This window comes from Pseudarthrobacter sp. IC2-21 (genome assembly GCF_034048115.1).
Classification (GTDB): Bacteria; Actinomycetota; Actinomycetes; order Actinomycetales; family Micrococcaceae; genus Arthrobacter; species Arthrobacter naphthalenicus.
The window spans coordinates 2,750,727-2,769,281 of sequence record NZ_CP139145.1 but is presented as its reverse complement, the minus strand read 5'-3'; the positions used below and the strand labels follow the sequence as shown (position 1 = coordinate 2,769,281).

At 65.6% G+C, this 18,555-nt stretch carries 16 protein-coding genes; 13 read left to right on the top strand and 3 right to left on the bottom strand.

Annotation, left to right across the window (positions count from 1 at the left end):
• Position 1: 1 nt before the first annotated feature.
• Positions 2-427 (bottom strand): DoxX family membrane protein, encoded by a 426-nt coding sequence (locus SBP01_RS12730; RefSeq protein ID WP_275212431.1) that lies wholly within the window; start codon positions 425-427, stop codon positions 2-4.
• A gap of 91 nt (positions 428-518) precedes the next feature.
• Between SBP01_RS12730 and SBP01_RS12725 the strand changes: the two genes are divergently transcribed.
• Together SBP01_RS12725 and SBP01_RS12720 are read left to right on the top strand one after the other, a co-directional pair.
• Positions 519-1,193 carry a helix-turn-helix transcriptional regulator gene (locus SBP01_RS12725; protein WP_320536010.1) on the top strand — a complete coding sequence of 225 codons (675 nt, stop codon included), beginning with the start codon at positions 519-521 and terminating at the stop codon, positions 1,191-1,193.
• A gap of 33 nt (positions 1,194-1,226) precedes the next feature.
• On the top strand, positions 1,227-2,459 hold the full coding sequence (locus SBP01_RS12720) for a cysteine desulfurase family protein (protein ID WP_320536009.1): 1,233 nt from the start codon (positions 1,227-1,229) through the stop codon (positions 2,457-2,459).
• Here SBP01_RS12720 and SBP01_RS12715 read toward each other — a convergent pair.
• Positions 2,435-3,691 (bottom strand): NAD(P)/FAD-dependent oxidoreductase, encoded by a 1,257-nt coding sequence (locus SBP01_RS12715; protein ID WP_320536008.1) that lies wholly within the window; start codon positions 3,689-3,691, stop codon positions 2,435-2,437. The two genes, SBP01_RS12720 and SBP01_RS12715, sit on opposite strands and share 25 nt — an antisense overlap.
• A 205-nt stretch (positions 3,692-3,896) precedes the next feature.
• On the opposite strand from SBP01_RS12715, the gene mnmA reads away from it, so the two are divergent.
• The 7 genes from mnmA (at position 3,897) to SBP01_RS12680 (ending at position 12,125) form a co-directional block, all read left to right on the top strand.
• A complete protein-coding gene (gene mnmA / locus SBP01_RS12710; RefSeq protein WP_275212435.1) occupies positions 3,897-5,018 on the top strand; it encodes a tRNA 2-thiouridine(34) synthase MnmA in 1,122 nt (373 codons plus the stop codon).
• Between the two features lie 187 nt (positions 5,019-5,205).
• Positions 5,206-6,843 carry an ABC transporter substrate-binding protein gene (locus SBP01_RS12705; RefSeq protein ID WP_320536007.1) on the top strand — a complete coding sequence of 546 codons (1,638 nt, stop codon included), beginning with the start codon at positions 5,206-5,208 and terminating at the stop codon, positions 6,841-6,843.
• Between the two features lie 110 nt (positions 6,844-6,953).
• The gene (locus tag SBP01_RS12700; RefSeq protein ID WP_275212437.1) at positions 6,954-8,036 is read left to right on the top strand and encodes an ABC transporter permease; all 1,083 of its coding nucleotides are present in this window, start codon (positions 6,954-6,956) and stop codon (positions 8,034-8,036) included.
• The gene (locus SBP01_RS12695) at positions 8,036-9,028 is read left to right on the top strand and encodes an ABC transporter permease (RefSeq protein WP_320536006.1); all 993 of its coding nucleotides are present in this window, start codon (positions 8,036-8,038) and stop codon (positions 9,026-9,028) included. Before SBP01_RS12700 ends, SBP01_RS12695 begins: the two co-directional genes overlap by 1 nt.
• Positions 9,025-10,731, top strand: a complete 1,707-nt coding sequence (locus SBP01_RS12690; RefSeq protein ID WP_320536005.1) for an ABC transporter ATP-binding protein — start codon at positions 9,025-9,027, stop codon at positions 10,729-10,731. Before SBP01_RS12695 ends, SBP01_RS12690 begins: the two co-directional genes overlap by 4 nt.
• Positions 10,732-10,740: 9 nt before the next feature.
• Positions 10,741-11,127 (top strand): chorismate mutase, encoded by a 387-nt coding sequence (locus SBP01_RS12685; RefSeq protein ID WP_275212440.1) that lies wholly within the window; start codon positions 10,741-10,743, stop codon positions 11,125-11,127.
• On the top strand, positions 11,118-12,125 hold the full coding sequence (locus tag SBP01_RS12680) for a hypothetical protein (protein ID WP_320536004.1): 1,008 nt from the start codon (positions 11,118-11,120) through the stop codon (positions 12,123-12,125). Before SBP01_RS12685 ends, SBP01_RS12680 begins: the two co-directional genes overlap by 10 nt.
• Before the next feature lie 22 nt (positions 12,126-12,147).
• Here SBP01_RS12680 and SBP01_RS12675 read toward each other — a convergent pair whose 3' ends face one another.
• A complete protein-coding gene (locus SBP01_RS12675; protein WP_275212442.1) occupies positions 12,148-12,861 on the bottom strand; it encodes a DUF4166 domain-containing protein in 714 nt (237 codons plus the stop codon).
• Between the two features lie 143 nt (positions 12,862-13,004).
• Between SBP01_RS12675 and mtrA the strand changes: the two genes are divergently transcribed.
• The 4 genes from mtrA to SBP01_RS12655 all read left to right on the top strand — a co-directional run bounded on the left by mtrA (position 13,005) and on the right by SBP01_RS12655 (position 18,425).
• Complete coding sequence (mtrA, locus tag SBP01_RS12670) at positions 13,005-13,679, top strand: MtrAB system response regulator MtrA (protein ID WP_275212443.1); 675 nt, start codon at positions 13,005-13,007, stop codon at positions 13,677-13,679.
• Positions 13,651-15,717 carry an MtrAB system histidine kinase MtrB gene (mtrB, locus tag SBP01_RS12665; RefSeq protein ID WP_320536003.1) on the top strand — a complete coding sequence of 689 codons (2,067 nt, stop codon included), beginning with the start codon at positions 13,651-13,653 and terminating at the stop codon, positions 15,715-15,717. Before mtrA ends, mtrB begins: the two co-directional genes overlap by 29 nt.
• Positions 15,718-15,782: 65 nt before the next feature.
• Complete coding sequence (locus tag SBP01_RS12660) at positions 15,783-17,444, top strand: LpqB family beta-propeller domain-containing protein (protein ID WP_414004300.1); 1,662 nt, start codon at positions 15,783-15,785, stop codon at positions 17,442-17,444.
• 63 nt (positions 17,445-17,507) lie between these two features.
• The gene (locus tag SBP01_RS12655) at positions 17,508-18,425 is read left to right on the top strand and encodes a ComF family protein (protein ID WP_320536001.1); all 918 of its coding nucleotides are present in this window, start codon (positions 17,508-17,510) and stop codon (positions 18,423-18,425) included.
• The last annotated feature ends 130 nt before the right edge of the window (positions 18,426-18,555 follow it).

Genomic DNA, 18,555 nt, shown 5'->3' with positions numbered 1-18,555 from the left:
ACTAACGCCGGCGGTGCCAGGACCCGACGGGTGCGAGCCGGTTCAGGGCAAGTGCGCCGACCAACAGGCCGAAGTCCCGCAGGGCTACATCGTAGTACTCACCCAGGACGAGGAGGTTGACGATGATTCCCAGCAACCAGACGGCCACCAGCAGCGAACCGAAGCGGGGGCGGACGGCAACCATGATGCCGGCAATGATCTCCACCACCCCGACCATGTACATGAAGGTCTGCGGGGTGACGGGGACAACTGAGGTGGCAACGGGTGCCAGATAGGTGGTCCAGTCGGTGAGGATGTTCGTGAACTTGTCCAGCCCGAACACGATGGGAGCGACGGTGAACACAGTCCGGAGGAGGACGAATGCCTGACGCTCCGGCGCCATGGTGGAAAGGCGCCCGGTGGTGCTGGTGTCTGTAGTGGTTTTCATGGTGCTCTCCTTCTAAAAGTAGGTATCATAATTTTAGAAAGCGCCAGCAGATTAAGCAATGGACATTGTTTTTAGAAAGAAGGGTTCCCCAGTGCGCAGACCTCCATGGACCCGCCGGGTGACGGCGATCGCCTCGCTCGGCGACGAAAAACGCCGCCAGCTCTTCCAACTGGTGGCCTCCTCGGACGCGGCTGTTGGGCGCGACGACGCCGCGGACGCCCTGGGCTTGCCGCGAAGCACAGCGTCCTTCCATCTCGACAAGCTGGTCCAGGATGGCCTGCTGGCCGTGGAGTTCCACAAATCCGCCGGCAGGACCGGCCCGGGCTCCGGGCGTCCCGCCAAGATGTACCGGCCGGCAGCGAACGAAGTAAATGCCTCGGTACCCGACCGGAACTACGATTTGGCCGGGGAACTCCTCGCCGTAGCCATTGAGCACTCCACGTCAACGGGCGAGGCGGTGGGCGACTCACTGCGTATGACGTCGTACCGCAAGGGCCGGGAGCTGGCGGCCGGGGCGAGGAGCCTGACGGAGTTCATGGCCGGGGAGGGCTATGACCCGCGGCCCGACGGGGAAGGGGGCCTGGTGCTGGCCAACTGCCCGTTTCACCGGCTTTCAGACGGGCATCCGGGCGTGGTCTGCGCAATGAACGGTTCCTTCCTACGAGGCGCCGCCGCGGCGTGCGGCGAGCCTGAGGACTGCGTCACGCCGAACAGTGTCCAGGGGCAGTGTTGCGCCAGGATCGCTGGACGGGTCACACCGTCCTGAAGCCATCCCCGCCGGCCCGGCTAGAATTGATCCGTGCCCGTCTACCTTGATCATGCAGCCACCACACCACTTTCTGCGGAGGCGCTGGCAGCCCTGACCCGGGAACTTTCCCTCACCGGCAACCCGTCGTCCCTGCACAGTTCAGGGCGCCGTGCCCGGCGGTCCGTAGAGGACGCAAGGGAAGCCATCGCGACGGCGGCAGGCGCCCATCCCTCCGAGGTCATCTTTACGTCCGGCGGCACTGAGTCGGACAACCTGGCGGTGAAGGGCCTGTTCTGGTCCAGGTCCGGCGAGGACCCGTCCCGGCGCCGCATCCTGTGCTCCGCCGTCGAGCACCATGCGGTGCTGGACACGGTGGAATGGCTGGAACGCCACGAAGGCGCCCACGTTACCTGGCTGCCCGTGGACAGCGAAGGCGTGGTGGACCTTGAGGTGCTGGCAGCTGAGCTGTCGCGGGATCCCGGCTCCATCGCCCTCGTAACGGTGATGTGGGCCAACAACGAGGTGGGGACCATCCAGCCCGTGCGTCGCATCGTGGAACTGGCGCACGCAGCCGGCGTGCCGGTTCACTCCGACGCGGTTCAGGCCTTCGGATCGGTGCCACTGAACTTCAAGGCGTCAGGGCTGGACGCCATGTCTGTTTCCGGCCACAAGATCGGCGGTCCGGTGGGTGTGGGCGCCCTGCTGCTGGGGCGGGCGGTCAAGCTGACTCCGGTGCAGCACGGCGGCGGCCAGGAGCGCGACGTGCGCTCCGGCACCCTGGACACGGCGTCAATTGCCGCGTTCGCTGCGGCGGCCGAAGCTGCCACCGGCCATCTGGAAGCGGAGACTGCGCGGATCTCGGCCCTTCGTGACCGGCTGATCGACGGCGTGCTGCAGCGTGTGCCCGAGGCCGTGCTGCGCGGGGCGCCGGGAGCGGGGCGGCTGCCAGGGAACGCCCACTTCACCTTCCCCGGGTGCGAAGGGGATTCGCTGCTGTTCCTGCTGGACCTTGCCGGTGTGGAATCGTCCACCGGTTCCGCGTGTACCGCCGGCGTGCCGCGGCCGTCCCATGTCCTGCTGGCCATGGGTCTGGATGAGGAAACCGCCCGCGGCGCCCAGCGTTTTACGCTGGGTCATGCCTCGACGGAGGCCGATGTTGATGCCCTGCTGGCGGCCCTTCCCGCGGCCTACGAGCGCGCGCGGCAGGCGGGAATGGCCGGCCACGAATCCTCCATCCAGACTGCGGGCACCGTGGCGCGTCAGGCTGGTTCCGGCAGGAGCTGATCGAGCCCGGCGGAGTGGTCCGCCAGGCGCTCCGCCGGAACGGGCGTCCGGGCCGAAATGAGGGCTTTGATGGTCTTCTGGGCCCCCGGCTGTGTCTTCCGCGGCCAGTTGACGCTCATGCCCGCAACGACCCGGGAATCCCGCTGCCAGAAAGCGATGAACTCCTTGGCCTCCAGGGACCCGCGGATCACGGGTTCGGTGCCGGCGGCAAGGGTGGGGAAGCCCGAATACTCCATGCTGACGTCGAACTGGTCCGTGTAGAAATACGGGATGGTGCTGAGCATGGCGTCCTGGCCCAGCATCGCCTTGGCTGCCACTTTCCCCCCGTTCAGGGCATTCGACCAGTGCTCGCTGCGATGATGCCGGCCGGTAAAGGGATGCAACGCGTTGGCGACGTCGCCGGCGGCGTAGATGCCTGGTTCACTGGTTCGCAGTGAGGAGTCAGTGAGGATGCCGTTGTCCAGGGCCAGGCCCGCGGCCCCGGCGAGCGCAGTGTCCGGCACCACCCCCACGGCGATGATCACGATGTCCGCAGGGAGCAGTTCCCCGGTGTCCGTGATGAGGCCGCTGGCAGCACCATCCTTTCCGGTAATCTCCTTTGCCGAGGCGGGTAGCCGGAAGCTGACGCCGTTGGCTTCGTGCAAACCCCGGAAGAACAGTCCCAGCTCCGGACCGATGGCACCCGCAAGCGGAATATCCTCCAGCCCCAGCAAGGTGACACTGTTGCCGTAGGCGGCCGCCGCGGCCGCCAGTTCCATCCCGATCCAGCCTGAACCCACCATCACCACCTTTTTGCCGCCGTCAGCGAGGCGGCTGCGCAGTCGCCTGCTGTCATCCAGGGTGCGGAACGTGGACACGCCGGCCAGGTCACTGCCGGGCAGCGGCAAGTGCCGGGGCGTTGCCCCGGTGGCCAGGAGAAGGGAGCCGTACGCCAGGGTCGAGCCGTCCGCCAGCTCCACTGTCCGCTCCTTGGGCCGCAGTGCGGTGACCCGGACGCCGAGGAGGAGGCCGACGTCGTTCTCTGCGTACCAGCCCTCCGGCACCACCGGGACGGCGTCCTCCGCGGCCTTGCCCAGCAGGTATTCCTTGGACAGCGGCGGCCGGAGATAGGGGTGGTGGTGTTCGGCGCCCACGACGGTCACCCGTCCGGTGAAGCCTTCGGCCCGGAGGGTTTTGGCGGCGGTGGCTCCAGCCAGGCCGCCGCCCGCAATGACGATGTCCTGAACAGCCATGTCCGCCTGCTTCCCGACGCTTATCCGAATCTAAAACTGTTAATGCTGACTTTAGAAGTGGTGGCCCGGGCAGTCAAGGACTTTTGGGCAGGATATCGGCGTGCCGGTAGAATAGTTCGGCAGGCCTTGTGTTATCCGCGCAGGCCGCCTGGCCAGCGCCCGGCACCGGTGCCTGCAACACCCTGAACCCCAACAGAAAGCCAGCATGCGAGTCTTAGCAGCCATGAGCGGCGGAGTAGATTCCGCCGTAGCCGCAGCACGTGCCGTGGAAGCCGGCCACGACGTCGTCGGCGTTCACCTTGCGCTGTCCAGGATGCCCGGCACCCTGCGGACGGGCAGCCGGGGCTGCTGCACCATTGAAGACTCCCGCGATGCCTGGCGGGCCTGCGATGTGCTCGGCATTCCCTATTATGTCTGGGACTTCTCGGAGCGCTTCAAGGAAGACGTGGTCCAGGATTTCATCGACGAATACGCCGCCGGCCGCACGCCCAATCCCTGCATGCGGTGCAATGAGCGGATCAAGTTTGCTGCCCTGCTGGAGAAGGCCATTGCGCTGGGTTTCGACGCCGTCTGCACGGGGCACTACGCCAAAGTCATCACCGACCCGGACGGGAATCCGGAACTCCACCGCGCGGCGGACTGGGCAAAGGATCAAAGCTACGTCCTGGGCGTGCTGACCCACGAGCAGCTCAAGCACTCCATGTTCCCGCTGGCCGAGACGCCCTCCAAGGCTGAAGTGCGCGCAGAGGCCGAGCGCCGCGGGCTTTCCGTGGCGAACAAGCCTGACAGCCACGACATCTGCTTCATCCCCGACGGCGACACCGCCGGCTGGCTCGCCGAAAAAATCGAGATGACCACCGGCGACATCGTGGATGAAACCGGCTCCAAGGTGGGCGAGCATCCCGGTGCAAACGCCTTTACGGTTGGCCAGCGGCGCGGGCTGAAGCTGGGCACGCCGGCCGCGGATGGCAAGCCGAGGTTCGTGCTGGAAATCCGGCCGAAGGAAAACAAGGTCGTGGTGGGGCCCCAGGCCCTGCTGGCCATCGACGAGATCCGCGGCATCAAGGTTTCCTGGGCAGGCCTGCCCATTGCCGAAATTGAAACCGGGGCCGAATTTGAGTGCCACGCGCAGGTGCGCGCCCACGGCGACCCGGTCCCGGCAACGGCCCGCATGGTCTCCGGCGACGCCCCGCAGTTGCTGGTGACGCTGACCGAGCCGCTGCGCGGAGTGGCTCCCGGCCAGACGGTGGTCCTGTACCAGGGCAGCCGCGTCCTTGGCCAGGCCACCATTGACGCTGCCCGGTCGCTGCAGCGCGCCGAACTTTAGGCGCCCGGGACACGCCTGGGCGGAATGTCCGCACCGTTCAGGTAAATTTTGTGTCTCAACTCACAAATAAGCCGGTTGATGAGCCCGGCGTCTGATTGAATCTAGGCATCAGGACAGCGCGCCGCCGCCCCGAGTAACAGCTCCGGGCGGAGGTACAACGCGCACTCATCGGACAGAAAGTTCAAAGATGACCAAGAACACCAAAGCCTTGCGGAGCGCCATCGCGCTCGCAGGCATTTCCGCCTTCGCCTTGACTGCCTGCACGGGCCCCTCAGGTGGTGGAGGCGGCGCCACGGCATCGGGCGGTGCCAGCAGCGTCATAACGTACGGCACCACCGACAAAGTCACCGCCCTGGACCCGGCCGGTTCGTACGACAATGGCTCGTTCATGCTGATGAACCAGGTGTTCTCCTTCCTGCTGAACTCCAAGCCCGGCGGCGCGGATCCCGTGCCGGACCTGGCGGAATCCTCGTCCTTCACCAAGCCCACCGAGTTCACCGTGAAGCTCAAGAGCGGACTCAAGTGGGCCAACGGGCACGTGCTGGACTCCAAGGACGTCAAGTTCTCCTTTGACCGCCAGCTCAAAATCAACGATCCCAACGGTCCGGCGTCTCTGCTGGCCAACATCGAATCGATTGCCGCGCCGGACGCCACCACCGTGGTCTTCACCTTGAAGCAGGCCAACGACCAGACATTCGCCCAGATCCTGCAGAGCCCGGCCGGCCCGATCGTGGATGACGAGGTCTTCCCGGCGGACAAGCTCCTCAGCGACGAGGACATCGTCAAGGCCAACGCCTTCTACGGCCCGTACACCATCGACTCATACAACAAGAACACCTTGGTGAGCCTGAAGGCCTGGCCCGACTACAAGGGTGTCCTGGGCGCTCCTGCCAACGACGGCGCCACCGTCAAGTACTACACCGACCAGACCAACATGAAGCTTGAGGTCAAGGGGGGCCAGATCGATGTTGCCAACCGCAGCCTGAGTGCCACGGACATTGACGACCTCAAGAAGGACTCCAACGTCAAGGTCAACGTTGGCCCCGGCGGCGAGATGCGCTACATCGTGTTCAACTTCGACATCATGCCCTTCGGTGCCAAGACCCCGGAAGCTGACCCGAAGAAGGCCTTGGCCGTGCGCCAGGCCGTGGCTAACCTCGTGGACCGCCAGGCCATCTCGGACCAGGTCTACAAGGGCACCTACCTGCCCATGTGGTCCAACGTGCCCTCAGGCTTCCTCGGTGCGAACGAATCCTTCAAGCAGGCCTACGGGGACGGTTCCGGCAAGCCCAGCCCGGACAAGGCCAAGCAGGTCATGACCGACGCCGGCATCACCAGCCCGGTGACCATCAAACTCCAGTACAACCCGGACCACTACGGCAAGTCCTCCGGTGACGAATACGCGGCCATCAAGGACCAGCTGGAGAAGAGCGGGCTGTTCAAGGTGGACCTGCAGTCAACCGAGTGGGTCACCTACAACAAGACCTCCAAGGCTGACGGTTACCCGGTCTTCCAGCTGGGCTGGTTCCCCGACTTCAGCGATCCGGACAACTACCTCACGCCGTTCTTTGTTGGCGGCGGCTTCATGAAGAACCACTACTCCAACCCCGAAGTTGAAGCCCTGATCGCCCAGCAGCTCGTCAACGGCGACAAGGCCGCCCGTGAGAAGCAGGTCCAGGACATCCAGAACCTCCTTGCCAAGGACATCTCAACGCTGCCGCTGCTGCAGGGTGCCCAGGTTGCCGTCTCCGGGAAGGACGTGAAGGGCGTGGATTCCACCCTCGACGCTTCCTTCAAGTTCCGGCTCGGCCAGGTTTCCAAATAACAGCAGGCTCTCGTAACGCCACATAACCCGCGTCAGGAGGTGGGGCCACGCGGCCTCGCCTCCTGCGTTTTGGGTCCCCAATTTCCAGTTTCAAACCAAGCAGGGACAGCATGACCACCTTGATTGATGCGCCGCCGCCAACAGTGGCGGCCCCCAAATCCAAATCCGCGGGAGGTGGCCTCGGGAAGTACATCCTGGTCCGCTTCCTGCTGATCTTCCCCACAATCTTCATTCTCGTCACGCTGGTGTTCTTTCTCATGCGGATCACCGGCGATCCCATCACCGCTGCCCAGGGCGGACGCCTCCCACAGGAGCAAATCGACATCCTGGTCCACCAGGCCGGTTACGACCGCAACCTCTTCATCCAGTACATCGAATACCTCGGCAACATCGCCACGGGCAACTTCGGCCGCACCATTTCCGATGGCAGGCCCGTGATTGAGATGCTCACCAAATTCGGCGCGGCCACCCTTGAACTGGCCATTAACTCCCTCATTGTGGCGCTCCTGGTGGGCATCCCGCTCGGCATGTTCGCGGCACACAAGCGGGACAAGGTTTCGGACGCCCTGCTGCGCTTCTTCGCCATCCTCTGCTACGCCACGCCTGTCTTCTTCGCGGGCCTGCTCCTGAAGCTCACCTTCTCCGTCGGCCTGGGCTGGTTTCCCGTGGCCGGCCGCGCGTCCACCACAACCGAACTGGCCATGAGCCGCTTGTCGGCGCCCACCGGCATCTATTGGCTGGACGCCCTGCGGAGCAACGACCTGGCAGCCTTCGGCGACATCATCCACCACGCGGTCCTGCCTGCCATCGCGCTGGGGCTCCTGACAGCCGGTGTCTTCCTGCGGCTGGTCCGCACCAACGTGATCGGGACTCTCGGCAAGGACTACGTCGAGGCCGGCCGGTCCCGCGGCGTCAGTGAATACCGGCTGGTGACCAAGCATGCCTACAAACCGGCGCTGATCCCCATCATCACCGTCATGGGCCTGCAGATCGCGCTGCTGCTCGGCGGCGCCGTCCTGACCGAGACCACCTTCGAGTGGAAAGGCCTGGGCTACCAGCTGGCGCAGTACCTGACAGCGCGCGACTTTGTGGCGGTCCAGGGCATTGTGATGCTGCTGGCCGTCATTGTGGCTGTCACTAATTTTGTGGTGGATATCCTGGCCGCCCTGATCGATCCGCGGGTGAGGTACTGATGAGCACCGAAGCCTTCAGGCCCGCCAAAAAGTCCCTGCTGGACAGGCTGCCCGTTTCGTCCCACATCCGGCGCAGCGTCGGCCTGCAGCGCACCATGCTGCTGATCGGCGTTGTCTTGTGCGCCGTGTTCCTGGTGACCGCCGTTTTTGCCCCGCTGCTCGCACCCTACGGCTACTCGCAGATATCCGACGACGGCGGGACCTTCCCCGCGCAGGCTGCCCCGGGCGGCAAACACCTCTGGGGCACCACCGTGGGTGGCTACGACGTCTTCTCGCGGGTGATCTGGGGATCGCAGACGGCGGCCACGGTGATCGTCGTCGCCGTGGTCATGGCCATCTTCCTCGGGGTCTTCCTGGGACTCGTCAGCGGCTACTTTGGCGGCTGGCTGGACCGGGTGCTGGTTGTGGTGGCGGACGCAATCTACGCCTTCCCCACCCTCCTCCTGGCCATCGTGGTTTCCATTGCCATCAACAAAGGACAGTCCGGCTTCTGGGGCGGAATCCTCGCCTGCGGGTTTGCCATCACAGCCGTCTTTGTGCCGCAGTATTTCCGCGTGATCAGGGCTGAAGCCATCCGGCTCAAAGCCGAACCGTTCGTGGAGTCCGCCCAGGTGGTGGGCGCCTCCAGTGCACGGATCATCGGCAGGCACATTTTCGCCAACGCCACCCGGACGCTTCCCCTGATCTTCACGCTGAACGCGTCGGAGGCCATCCTCACCCTGGCCGGTCTGGGCTTCCTCGGCTTCGGCATCGAACCGAGCTCCGCTTCCGAATGGGGCTTCGACCTGAACAAGGCGATGTCTGATGCGTCATCAGGTATCTGGTGGACCGGCGTGTTTCCGGGTGCGGCGATCGTGCTCACGGTCCTCGGGCTGACCCTGGTGGGAGAGAGCATGAATGACCTGAACGATCCCCGCCTGCGGGGACGCCGGCGCGCAGGAGCCAAGGGCAAAGGCAGAGAACCAAAGAACCAGACGGAGGTGACCGCATGAGCGGCCCGGAGATCATCAACACCAGCGCCGGGCAACCCGCGGGACATGTCCTCGAAATCGACCACCTGAAAGTCACGTTCGCTACCGATGGCGGGGACGTCTACGCGGTCAAGGATGTAAGCCTGGACGTACGCCCCGGGGAAGTCCTGGCCATTGTGGGCGAATCCGGATCCGGGAAGACAGTCACGGCCAAGACCATCCTCGGGCTCCTGCCCGAAACCGCCGCCAGCGAGGGGGCGGTGCTGATCAATGGCAACAACGTGATCAGCGTGAGCGCCTCGAAGCTGCGGCAGATCCGCGGCCGCGACGTGGCCATGGTGTTTCAGGAACCATCCACGGCGCTGAACCCGGTTTTCACCGTCGGCTGGCAGATTGCCGAGGGCATTCGTGCCCACGCCACCGACGGCAGGCGGGTCACAGCCAAAGAGGCCAAAACCAGGGCCATCGAGGCGCTGCGCAAAGTGGGTATCCCGGACCCGGAGCACCGCGTCAACTACTATCCGCATCAGTTCTCCGGCGGTCAGAAGCAGCGCGTGGTGATCGCGGCGGCGCTCGCCCTCAACCCGGGCCTCATCGTGGCGGACGAGCCCACCACCGCACTGGACGTCACCGTCCAGGCGGAGATCCTTGAGCTGTTGCGGGACCTGCGGGACAAGTACGGCACATCCATCGTGCTGATCACCCACAACATGGGCGTCGTCGCGGACCTCGCGGACCGGGTGGTGGTGATGTACCAGGGCGACGTGGTGGAGGAAGCCCCCGCCCGGGTGCTGTTCGCGGAACCCAAACAGGACTACACCAGGAAGCTGCTGGCCGCCGTGCCGCACCTCGGCCGGAATTCGGCGTCGGAAGGCCTGACGGAACGCGCCCACAGGAACGCACCGGTGCTGGTCGAAGCAACGGACCTGACCATCGAGTACCCCGGCCGGTTGGGGACACCGGCGTTCAAGGCAGTGGACGGTGTCAGCTTCACGGTCTCCGAAGGAGAAGTTTTTGGCCTGGTAGGCGAATCCGGCTCGGGAAAGACCACCATCGGGCGGGCCATTGCCGGGTTGAACCGGACCACCGGGGGCAGCCTCAAAGTGCTCGGCTACGAAATGCTGAACTTCAAGGAACGGACCTTCAAACCCCACCGGAAGGATATCGGCTTCGTCTTCCAGGACCCGGCCGCATCCTTCAACCCCCAACTGACCATCGGCGACTGCGTGGCGGAGCCCATGATCATCCACACCAATCCCAGCCCGGCGCAGGCCCGCAAGCGCGTGGGGGAGCTGCTCGAATCAGTGCAGCTGCCGGCGTCGTATGCCGACCGCTACCCGCACGAGCTCTCCGGCGGCCAGCGGCAGCGGGCGTCCTTGGCGCGTGCCCTCATTTTGAACCCCAGGCTGCTGATCGCTGACGAACCGACGTCGGCGCTGGACGTGTCGGTGCAGGCGAAGGTGCTTGAACTCTTCAAGGACATCCAGGCGGAGTTCGGCTTCGCTGCCCTGTTCATCAGCCACGACCTCGCAGTGGTGGACATCCTGTCGCAATGGGTGGGCGTGCTGTACAAGGGCAAACTGGTGGAACAGGGGATCGGCAGCCAGGTGATGGGCGCGCCGCAGCACGACTACACCAAGCGGCTGATCGCGTCCCTGCCCGTGCCCGACCCCGACGAACAGGCACGGCGAAGGGCGGCACACCGGGCTCTGCTGGCCACATAGACTTGGAGCATGACGCAGCAAAACCATGATGTTCCCGACGCCGAAACCTACGACGCCGCCGCGAGTTCGCTGGCCGGCCAGGTGGATGACTCGGTGATGGCGGAACTGCTGTCCATCCGGTCAAGCATCGACAACATCGATGCCACCCTGGTGTATCTCCTTGCCGAGCGGTTCAAAGCGACGCAGAAGGTGGGCTTCCTGAAGGCTGCGCACCGGCTTCCGGCGGGCGATCCGGGCCGCGAAAGCGCCCAGATCGCCCGCCTGCGGCGGCTGGCTGAGGATGCCCACCTTGACCCCGCGTTTGCCGAAAAGTTCCTGAATTTCATCATCGGTGAGGTCATCCGTCATCACGAAGCCATCGCCGAGGACCATCAGGCCGCCGCAGAGTGGAAGTAACAGCTACCGCGCCGGGCCCCTGGCCGGGGGAGGACCCGCTGGAGGCCGCGCGGATCATCCGGGGCGAACTCGGCAGCCCGCACCTGCCTTTCCTGGCGGAACTTCCGGACCGCGGGGTGGGTTCGGATGCTCTGGGCCGCACGGCCTCGCTGCTGGTGGAATTGGCCGTGGACGTTCAGCCCTACGGCTGGCGGCTCGTGGACCGGCCCGGCAAGGATTACCGCCGGGCCGTTTCGGCGCTGTCCACCGACATCAACGTCCTGGCTGATGTGGCGGGCGGTGAGGACACTTCCGCGGGCGAACTCAAAGTGCAACTGCTGGGGCCGCTTAGCCTCGCCGCGGGCCTGCACCTGCACAACGGCGAACGCGCCCTGATCGACTACGGTGCACGCCGGGACATCACCGAATCGCTGGCCGCCGGGGTGGGCGCCTACCTGTCCCGGGTGTCCAGCGCGGTGCCGGGCGCGAAGCTGGTGGTCCAAATCGATGAACCTGATATTGCGGCCGTGCTTGCCGGCACCATTCCGACGTCGAGCGGTTACCGGACCCTGCGCTCGGTAGCCGGCCAGGAGGTCACCGAGTCCTGGCAACTGGTCATTGAGGCGCTGAGGGCTGCGGGCGCCGTCGAAATCGTTGTCTCCGTGCCCGAAGTGGAGGCCCCCATCGACCGGATCGTGGCCGCAGGTGCGGACGGCGTGGCCGTTCCCTTGCAGGCGCTGACATCGCGGCAGTGGGAGCAGTTGGCCGGCGCCGTGGAAGCGGGCAAACGGGTCTGGGCCGGCGCGCTTGACCCCGGCCGCGCGTTGCCCAAGGTGGCCGACGCCGTCGAGTCGGTCTGGCGGCCGTGGCACCAGATGGGGCTGCCGGCGTCGTCCCTGGGCAGTGTGCGTGTCACTCCCGCCGGGGGACTGGCGGCCCTTACGCCGGCGGCCGCCACAGCCGTGCTCGGCAGGCTGACCCAGGTGGCTGACGGGCTGAACCAGCGCGTGCACGGCTGACCCGCCGTGGCTGGGCGGCAGGTTACATCCGGGCTTCCCAACGGTCCGGCCGGGCGTAACCGGGCAGGAAGTCCTGTGCGGAGCTGCCGCCAACGTACGGGCGCAGGCGGTACTGCATGTGGCCGGCATAGACCAGCACCTCCCCGATCTGCGGCTGCAGGACCTTGACCTGGATCCGGTGCCGTCCGGCGCCGTCGGCGTCTTCCTCCCACCACTGCTCGGCGTAGGCCTTCGCATCCAAGGCTGCCGGCAGCGGCAGGCGCAGGTGGCCGAGGAACAGCCGGGAGTCCTCTGACACCCCGCGCAGCCGGCCCTCATCCGTGACGCTGAGCTTCAGGTCCGTGACCATGCGCCGGAACCTGCCCAGGTAGTCCACCAGCCGGGGGCCGCCGTCGGATTCCACCAGGCTGGTGGTGTCCTGGAAAATCCTGCTGCGGCCCGGGAAGCGGATCTCGCGCCGGGCGGTGAGGCTGGGGCGCCCGAAAGGATCAAGATGGGCATGGTTTTCGATCCGGAACGGGACGCTCTCACCGAATTCGGGAAAGAACGCCTCTTCCCCGGACGTGAGCTTCAGCAACGGCCGCAACCACGCCTGCCGGCAGCCGGCGACGTCGAAAACGCCCTCACCAAAGCCATAATGTCCGGAGCCCGGCAGGAGCGAAAAGTACTCCTGCAGCTCAGGTTGCAGCCGGGTGAAGTCCTTGCCCAGGGCCTGCTGGTAGATCGGTACGTTCATCAATGACCTCCTGGACGGTGGCCGCCGGCGGCGCCGCGGTTGCTTCCAATGTACCGGCCGGAAGACACTGCCCTCCCGTGTGCTGCGCCATGCCGGAGGGCGTTGAACAGGACAAACCTAGTCCAATAGGGGAATATATAACTATGAAGGCACGCATTCTGGTAGTTGACGATGACGAAGCGCTGGCCGAAATGATTGGAATTGTTCTGCGTAATGACGGCTTTGACCCCGTCTTTTGCGCTGACGGCGGCCAGGCCCTTGACGTTTTCCGTTCATCGAAGCCGGACCTCGTGCTGCTCGATCTTATGCTCCCCGGTGTGGACGGGATCGAGGTCTGCCGGCAGATCCGGTCGGAGTCTGACGTGCCCATCGTGATGCTCACCGCGAAATCCGACACGTCCGACGTCGTCCGGGGGCTCGAGTCCGGGGCCGACGATTATGTGCCCAAACCCTTTAAGCCTGCCGAGTTGGTTGCCCGCGTCAGGGCGCGGCTGCGGCCGGGCGACCAGAAGGCGCCCGAAACGCTGCGGATCGCGGACGTCACCATCGACGTTGCCGGCCATACCGTAAAGCGGGCCGACGAACGCATTTCCCTGACCCCGTTGGAATTCGACCTCCTCGTGGCGCTGGCGCGGAAGCCATGGCAGGTGTTCACCCGGGAGCTGCTGCTGGAACAGGTGTGGGGCTACCGCCACGCGGCAGACACCAGGCTGGTCAACGTTCATGTACAGCGGCTCCGGTCCAAGATTGAGCGGGACCCGGAAGCCCCGGAAGTTGTATTGACGGTTCGTGGTGTCGGCTACAAAGCAGGTTCCTGAGCCCTCGGGACCAGAAGGCCCGCACGCTCCGGATCCGGCAGCGGCCAAGGGCCCCGAACACACAGACGCGCTGCCCGCGGAACTGGCGGCGCTGCCTTTCCGTGCGCGGATCTGGCGGCGCCGCGGCATCATCGTTGCACTCCGGGTGGCCCGCCTTGTCCGCGTCGGGCTGAGCCGGTTCTTCCCGGCCATGCGCTTTCTGGCGCGTTCGGTGCAGCGGCGCTGGCGCCGGTCCCTGCAGTTCCGGACAGTCCTGACCACCCTCCTGCTGGCCGTCACGTCCTTCGGTGCCGTGGGCGCGTACCTTTCCAACCAGATCGCCAACAACCTCTTCCAGGAGCGGCTGACGCAGGCTGAGTCCGAGACCCGCTACAACGTCAAACAGGTGCAGGAGACGTTTGACGGCGCCCAGGTCACCGATCAGTCCAGCGTCATCACCCTGGTGTACGACACCCTGAACGCGGTGGAGGGCCGCGGCTCCGTCATCCAGCGCCGCTACGTTTTCGAGGCCAAGCCGGAGCAGACCAAGCCCAGGAACCGCTGGGTGGAGTCACGGGCTTCAGACCAGCTGACTGTCAGCGTCATCCCGCCGGACCTGCGGAAGGCCGTGCAGGACTCGGGCAAGGACCAGTACTGGGCCTCCACGGTAATCCCGGTGGGCACCGAGGACAGGCCGGGCATCGCCGTCGGAAACCTGGTCACCTTCAACGGAACCGTATACGAGCTGTATTTGATTTACGACCTCAACACCGCCCAGCAGACTCTCAACGAGATCCAGGGCGTGCTGCTGGCCGGCGGCGCCGTGCTGGTGCTGATGATCGGGGCCATCGCCTGGTACGTCACGCGGAACGTGGTCAGTCCGGTCAGCCACGCGGCGCTGGTGTCCGAGAAGCTTGCCGCCGGGCAGTTGCAGGAGCGAATGGTGGTCAAAGGCGAGGATGAAGTGGCCCGTCTCGGTGCCTCGTTCAACCACATGGCTGCCAGCCTCCAGGAACAGATCACACAGCTGGCCACCTTGTCCCAGATGCAGCAGCGCTTTGTGTCCGACGTTTCGCACGAACTCCGGACACCGCTCACAACGGTGCGGATGGCGGCCGAGGTTCTTTTTGATGCCCGCCACGACTTTGACCCCATTAACAAGCGGTCCGCGGAACTTCTCTATAACCAGGTGGAACGGTTCCAGTCACTGCTAGCGGACCTCCTGGAGATTTCCCGTTTCGACGCGGGCGTGGCCATGCTCGACGCCGAACCCGAGGACATCGTGCAGGTCATCGCCCATGTCATTGAGGGAGCGGCCCCGGTGGCCGCGGAGTATGGATCGGAAATTATCCTGCGCGCGCCCGAGACGGGCATCGTGGCGGAAATGGACGCACGGCGGATCGACCGAATCCTGCGGAATCTCATCCTGAATGCGGTGGAACACGGGGAAGGCAAGCCGGTCACCGTAACGGTGGCCGCCAACCAGACAGCCGTGGGAGTCGCCGTACGGGACCAGGGTCTCGGCATGACGCCGGCTGAGGCTGCCCGCGTCTTTGACCGTTTCTGGCGCGCTGATCCTGCGCGCGCACGCACCACCGGAGGCAGCGGCCTGGGCCTGTCCATCGCCATGGAGGACACCAAACTTCACAACGGGTGGCTGCAGGCGTGGGGCAACAAAGGCAGCGGATCCAATTTCCGGCTGACTATTCCCTTGCGGCAGGGCGAGGAGATCGACCGATCGCCCGTCCAGCTCGAGCCGGGGGACATCGTCCTGCCGACCGGCCACCACGACGGGGACATCCTGGTGTTCGGACCGGGATCCGGGCCTGCCCGCGGGACCGAACCCAGTGCTTCGGACGCCGGACTCGGCAGCGGCCCCAGCGGCGGCCCCGGCGCCGAACGCAACGGCGGCCCCGGCGCCGAACGCAGCGACGGACCTAGCGAGGGCCTGGCCACGAAAGCTGCCGCGGATGCCCGCGTTGCTGAGGGGTCCGTTGGTCCAGGCCTTTCCGGTGCCCGTGCGGCGGCCCGCACCACCCCAACGAAGGATCAGCCATGAAGCAAACAGGGGCGGCCGGTTACACGAGGCGTGGGCTGCTGAATGCCGCGGTTCTGCTGGTGGTTATGGTTCTCCTCGCCTCCTGTGCCCGGATCCCCACGTCCGGACCGGTGGGTAAGAGCGAGGAAGGCAGTGCAGGCAATGTGAATGCCCCCGTGTTCCTCCCGGCCGCGCCGCAGGCCGGTGCCACTCCCGAGAACATCATCGACTATTTCTACCGGGCAGGTTCCGGGTACGAGGGCGACTATGCGGTAGCGCGGGAGTACCTCACCCAGGCAGCCTCCGTATCCTGGAAACCGGACCAGCGGGCCCTGGTTTACCGGTCAGCGACCGTGGTGGAGACCGGCGTCGAAAACGTCTATAACTACCAGTTGGACGTGGCTTACACCGTGGATGTCGACGGGATTGCCACGCAGTCGCCCGAAGGAACCATCGAAAACATCCCGGTGACGCTCACCCAGGTGGATGGTGAGTGGCGGATTTCGGCGATCCCCAACGGGACGGCGATCCCGGAGGAGACGTTCAAGGTCATCTACGGGGCATACCCCATCTACTTCTACGACCCCAGTTTTACTTACGCCGTTCCGGACGTCCGCTGGTTCATCAAAAACAAGACGGTCAAGGCCATGACCAGCGCGCTGCTGGCCGGCCCGGCGCCCTATCTGCGGGGAGCCGTGGTGAGCGCCTTCCCGTCCGGCATGAAACTGGCGCGCGAATCCGTCCCGGTGGTCTCCGGCGCAGCCCAGGTGGACCTTTCTGCCAAGGAACTCACCGAGGCTTCCACGGAGGACCGGCTCCGGATGCAGACGCAGCTGGCTCTGACGTTCCGCAGCCAGCCCGACGTCGTCAATGTTGAACTCCGCGCCAACCAGGATCTGGTGCGGGTGGAGGACAACGGCTCCGTGCTGCCCCCTGTGCGGGACAAGAACGTGCCGGCGCGGGAGATTGCCGTCAGCGGCAACGAATTGGTGCGCTATGAGAACAACAGGGTGTCCCCGCTCCCGGACATGCAGCCGGTCTCCTCGCTCGGTCCGCGTTACCCGGCGGAGTCACCCGTGTCGCAAACGGTGGCTTTCCTAAACGAAAGCCGGACGACGCTGTACAGCATGGTGCCCGGCCAGCCGGCTCGTGCCCTGACCACCCGAAGCACCATCACCCATCCCTCATTCAGCCTTCACGACTGGGTGTGGGCAGCCGGTCCGGGCGCGGCAGGCGGTACCGAAGTGGTGGCATATCGGCCGGCGGGAGTCGCGGAGGGTGCGCCAGTTCCCGCAGTGACCATGACCCCGGTGTGGCTGGCCGGCAGGACCGTCAAGGATCTCAAGGTTTCGCGGGAGGGCGCCCGCGCTCTGGTGATTTCCGAGCAGAACGGACAGACCAAGGTCCAGGTAACGGGAATCATCCGCAATGCCGACGGTACGCCCAAGGAACTGACCACCCCCATTAACCTGGTGACCGAAAGCAATCCGGAGCAGGGGGTCTGGGTCAGCGACACAACCGTCGCCGTGATGAAGGGCTCAGCCAGCGCCAACGTCACACCGGAACTGCTGTCCCTCACCTCGGGGCAACCTCAGCAGCTGGCTCCCTGGCCCGGCCTGGTGTGGCTCAGCGCAGGCAACGGTCCCGAGGAGATCTATGGCCAGTCCGCCGAGGGGATCTTCCAGCGGCTCGGGAACGGCTGGTCGCCGCAGCTCAAGGGTCCCATCGATCCATCCTTCCCGGGATAGCGGTTGTCCACATAACCCCCTGACCCGCTTCCCTGGCAGCCGCTACCGGCTGAACATGGAGGGGTGCGAAAAGAACACACGGTCCGGCGGTCCGGGGACTGTCCCGCGAGGGCTCCCACGGATCCGGACTTACTGCCGCCCCGGCCGTCCGCCAAGCACCGCGGCGGGCAGCCCACCGCATGGTTGCGCGCCGCGGATCTCGCGGCGGTCGCCGCTGCCGAGCTCCTGGCACTTGCGCTCCCGGTGGACTGTGTCTGCTGCGGTGCGGAGGACCTGGCACTCTGCGTGGGCTGTGAGCGCCAGGTCCGCGTGCTGACCAGGCACCCGTTCAGGGCCGAGGAACAGGCGCCGGCCCTGATGAAAGTGGACGGTGGCATGATCCTCCCCGTTGTCGCTGCCGGCGTGTACCGCGAGGAACTGGCCCAGGCCCTCCTGTCCTTCAAGCGGCACGGCCAACACCAGCTCAAGGCAGTCCTTGCCAAGGGTCTGGGCCACGGCATCGACGAGGCAGCGGCAGGACTCGACGCCGTCTGCCTGGTTCCGGTCCCGTCCGGCACCGGTGCTTTCATCAAACGCGGCTTCAGCCCCGTCCATCTTTTGCTGTCCGCGGGGCGGCAGGGCCGCATCCGGGCCGGACCGCCGGTAGTGGATGCACTCAGGAAATCCCGGAGCCGGGCGGCTTTGCAGCACCTGCCCGGGGGCCAGAAGGGACTTGGCCGCGGAGCCAGGGCGGCCAGGGTCAGGGGGTCCATGAAGGTCACCGGACGCATGCGCAGGCAGGTCCACGGCCGCAGGTGCATCATCGTGGACGACGTCCTCACCACGGGTGCCACCCTTGCCGAAGCGGCACGTGCCCTCCACCTCAGCGGCGCCATCGTGGCCGGTGCCGTGGTGCTTGCGGCGACACGCCCGCCGGATTCAGCCGGGAGCGGAGCGGATGCCCCACAAGCGGCGGAAAGCCGCCCTTCCCGGAAAAAATAAACGAATAAAGGATGAATAAGCGGTGGCTATGAACTAACGTCGTTGGTGGGTACCAAGAACAAGTTGTACCTTTCGATGGCGGCTCGGAAAGGGGCTCGACTGTCAATCAGATCGGCCTCTGGGAAGTGCC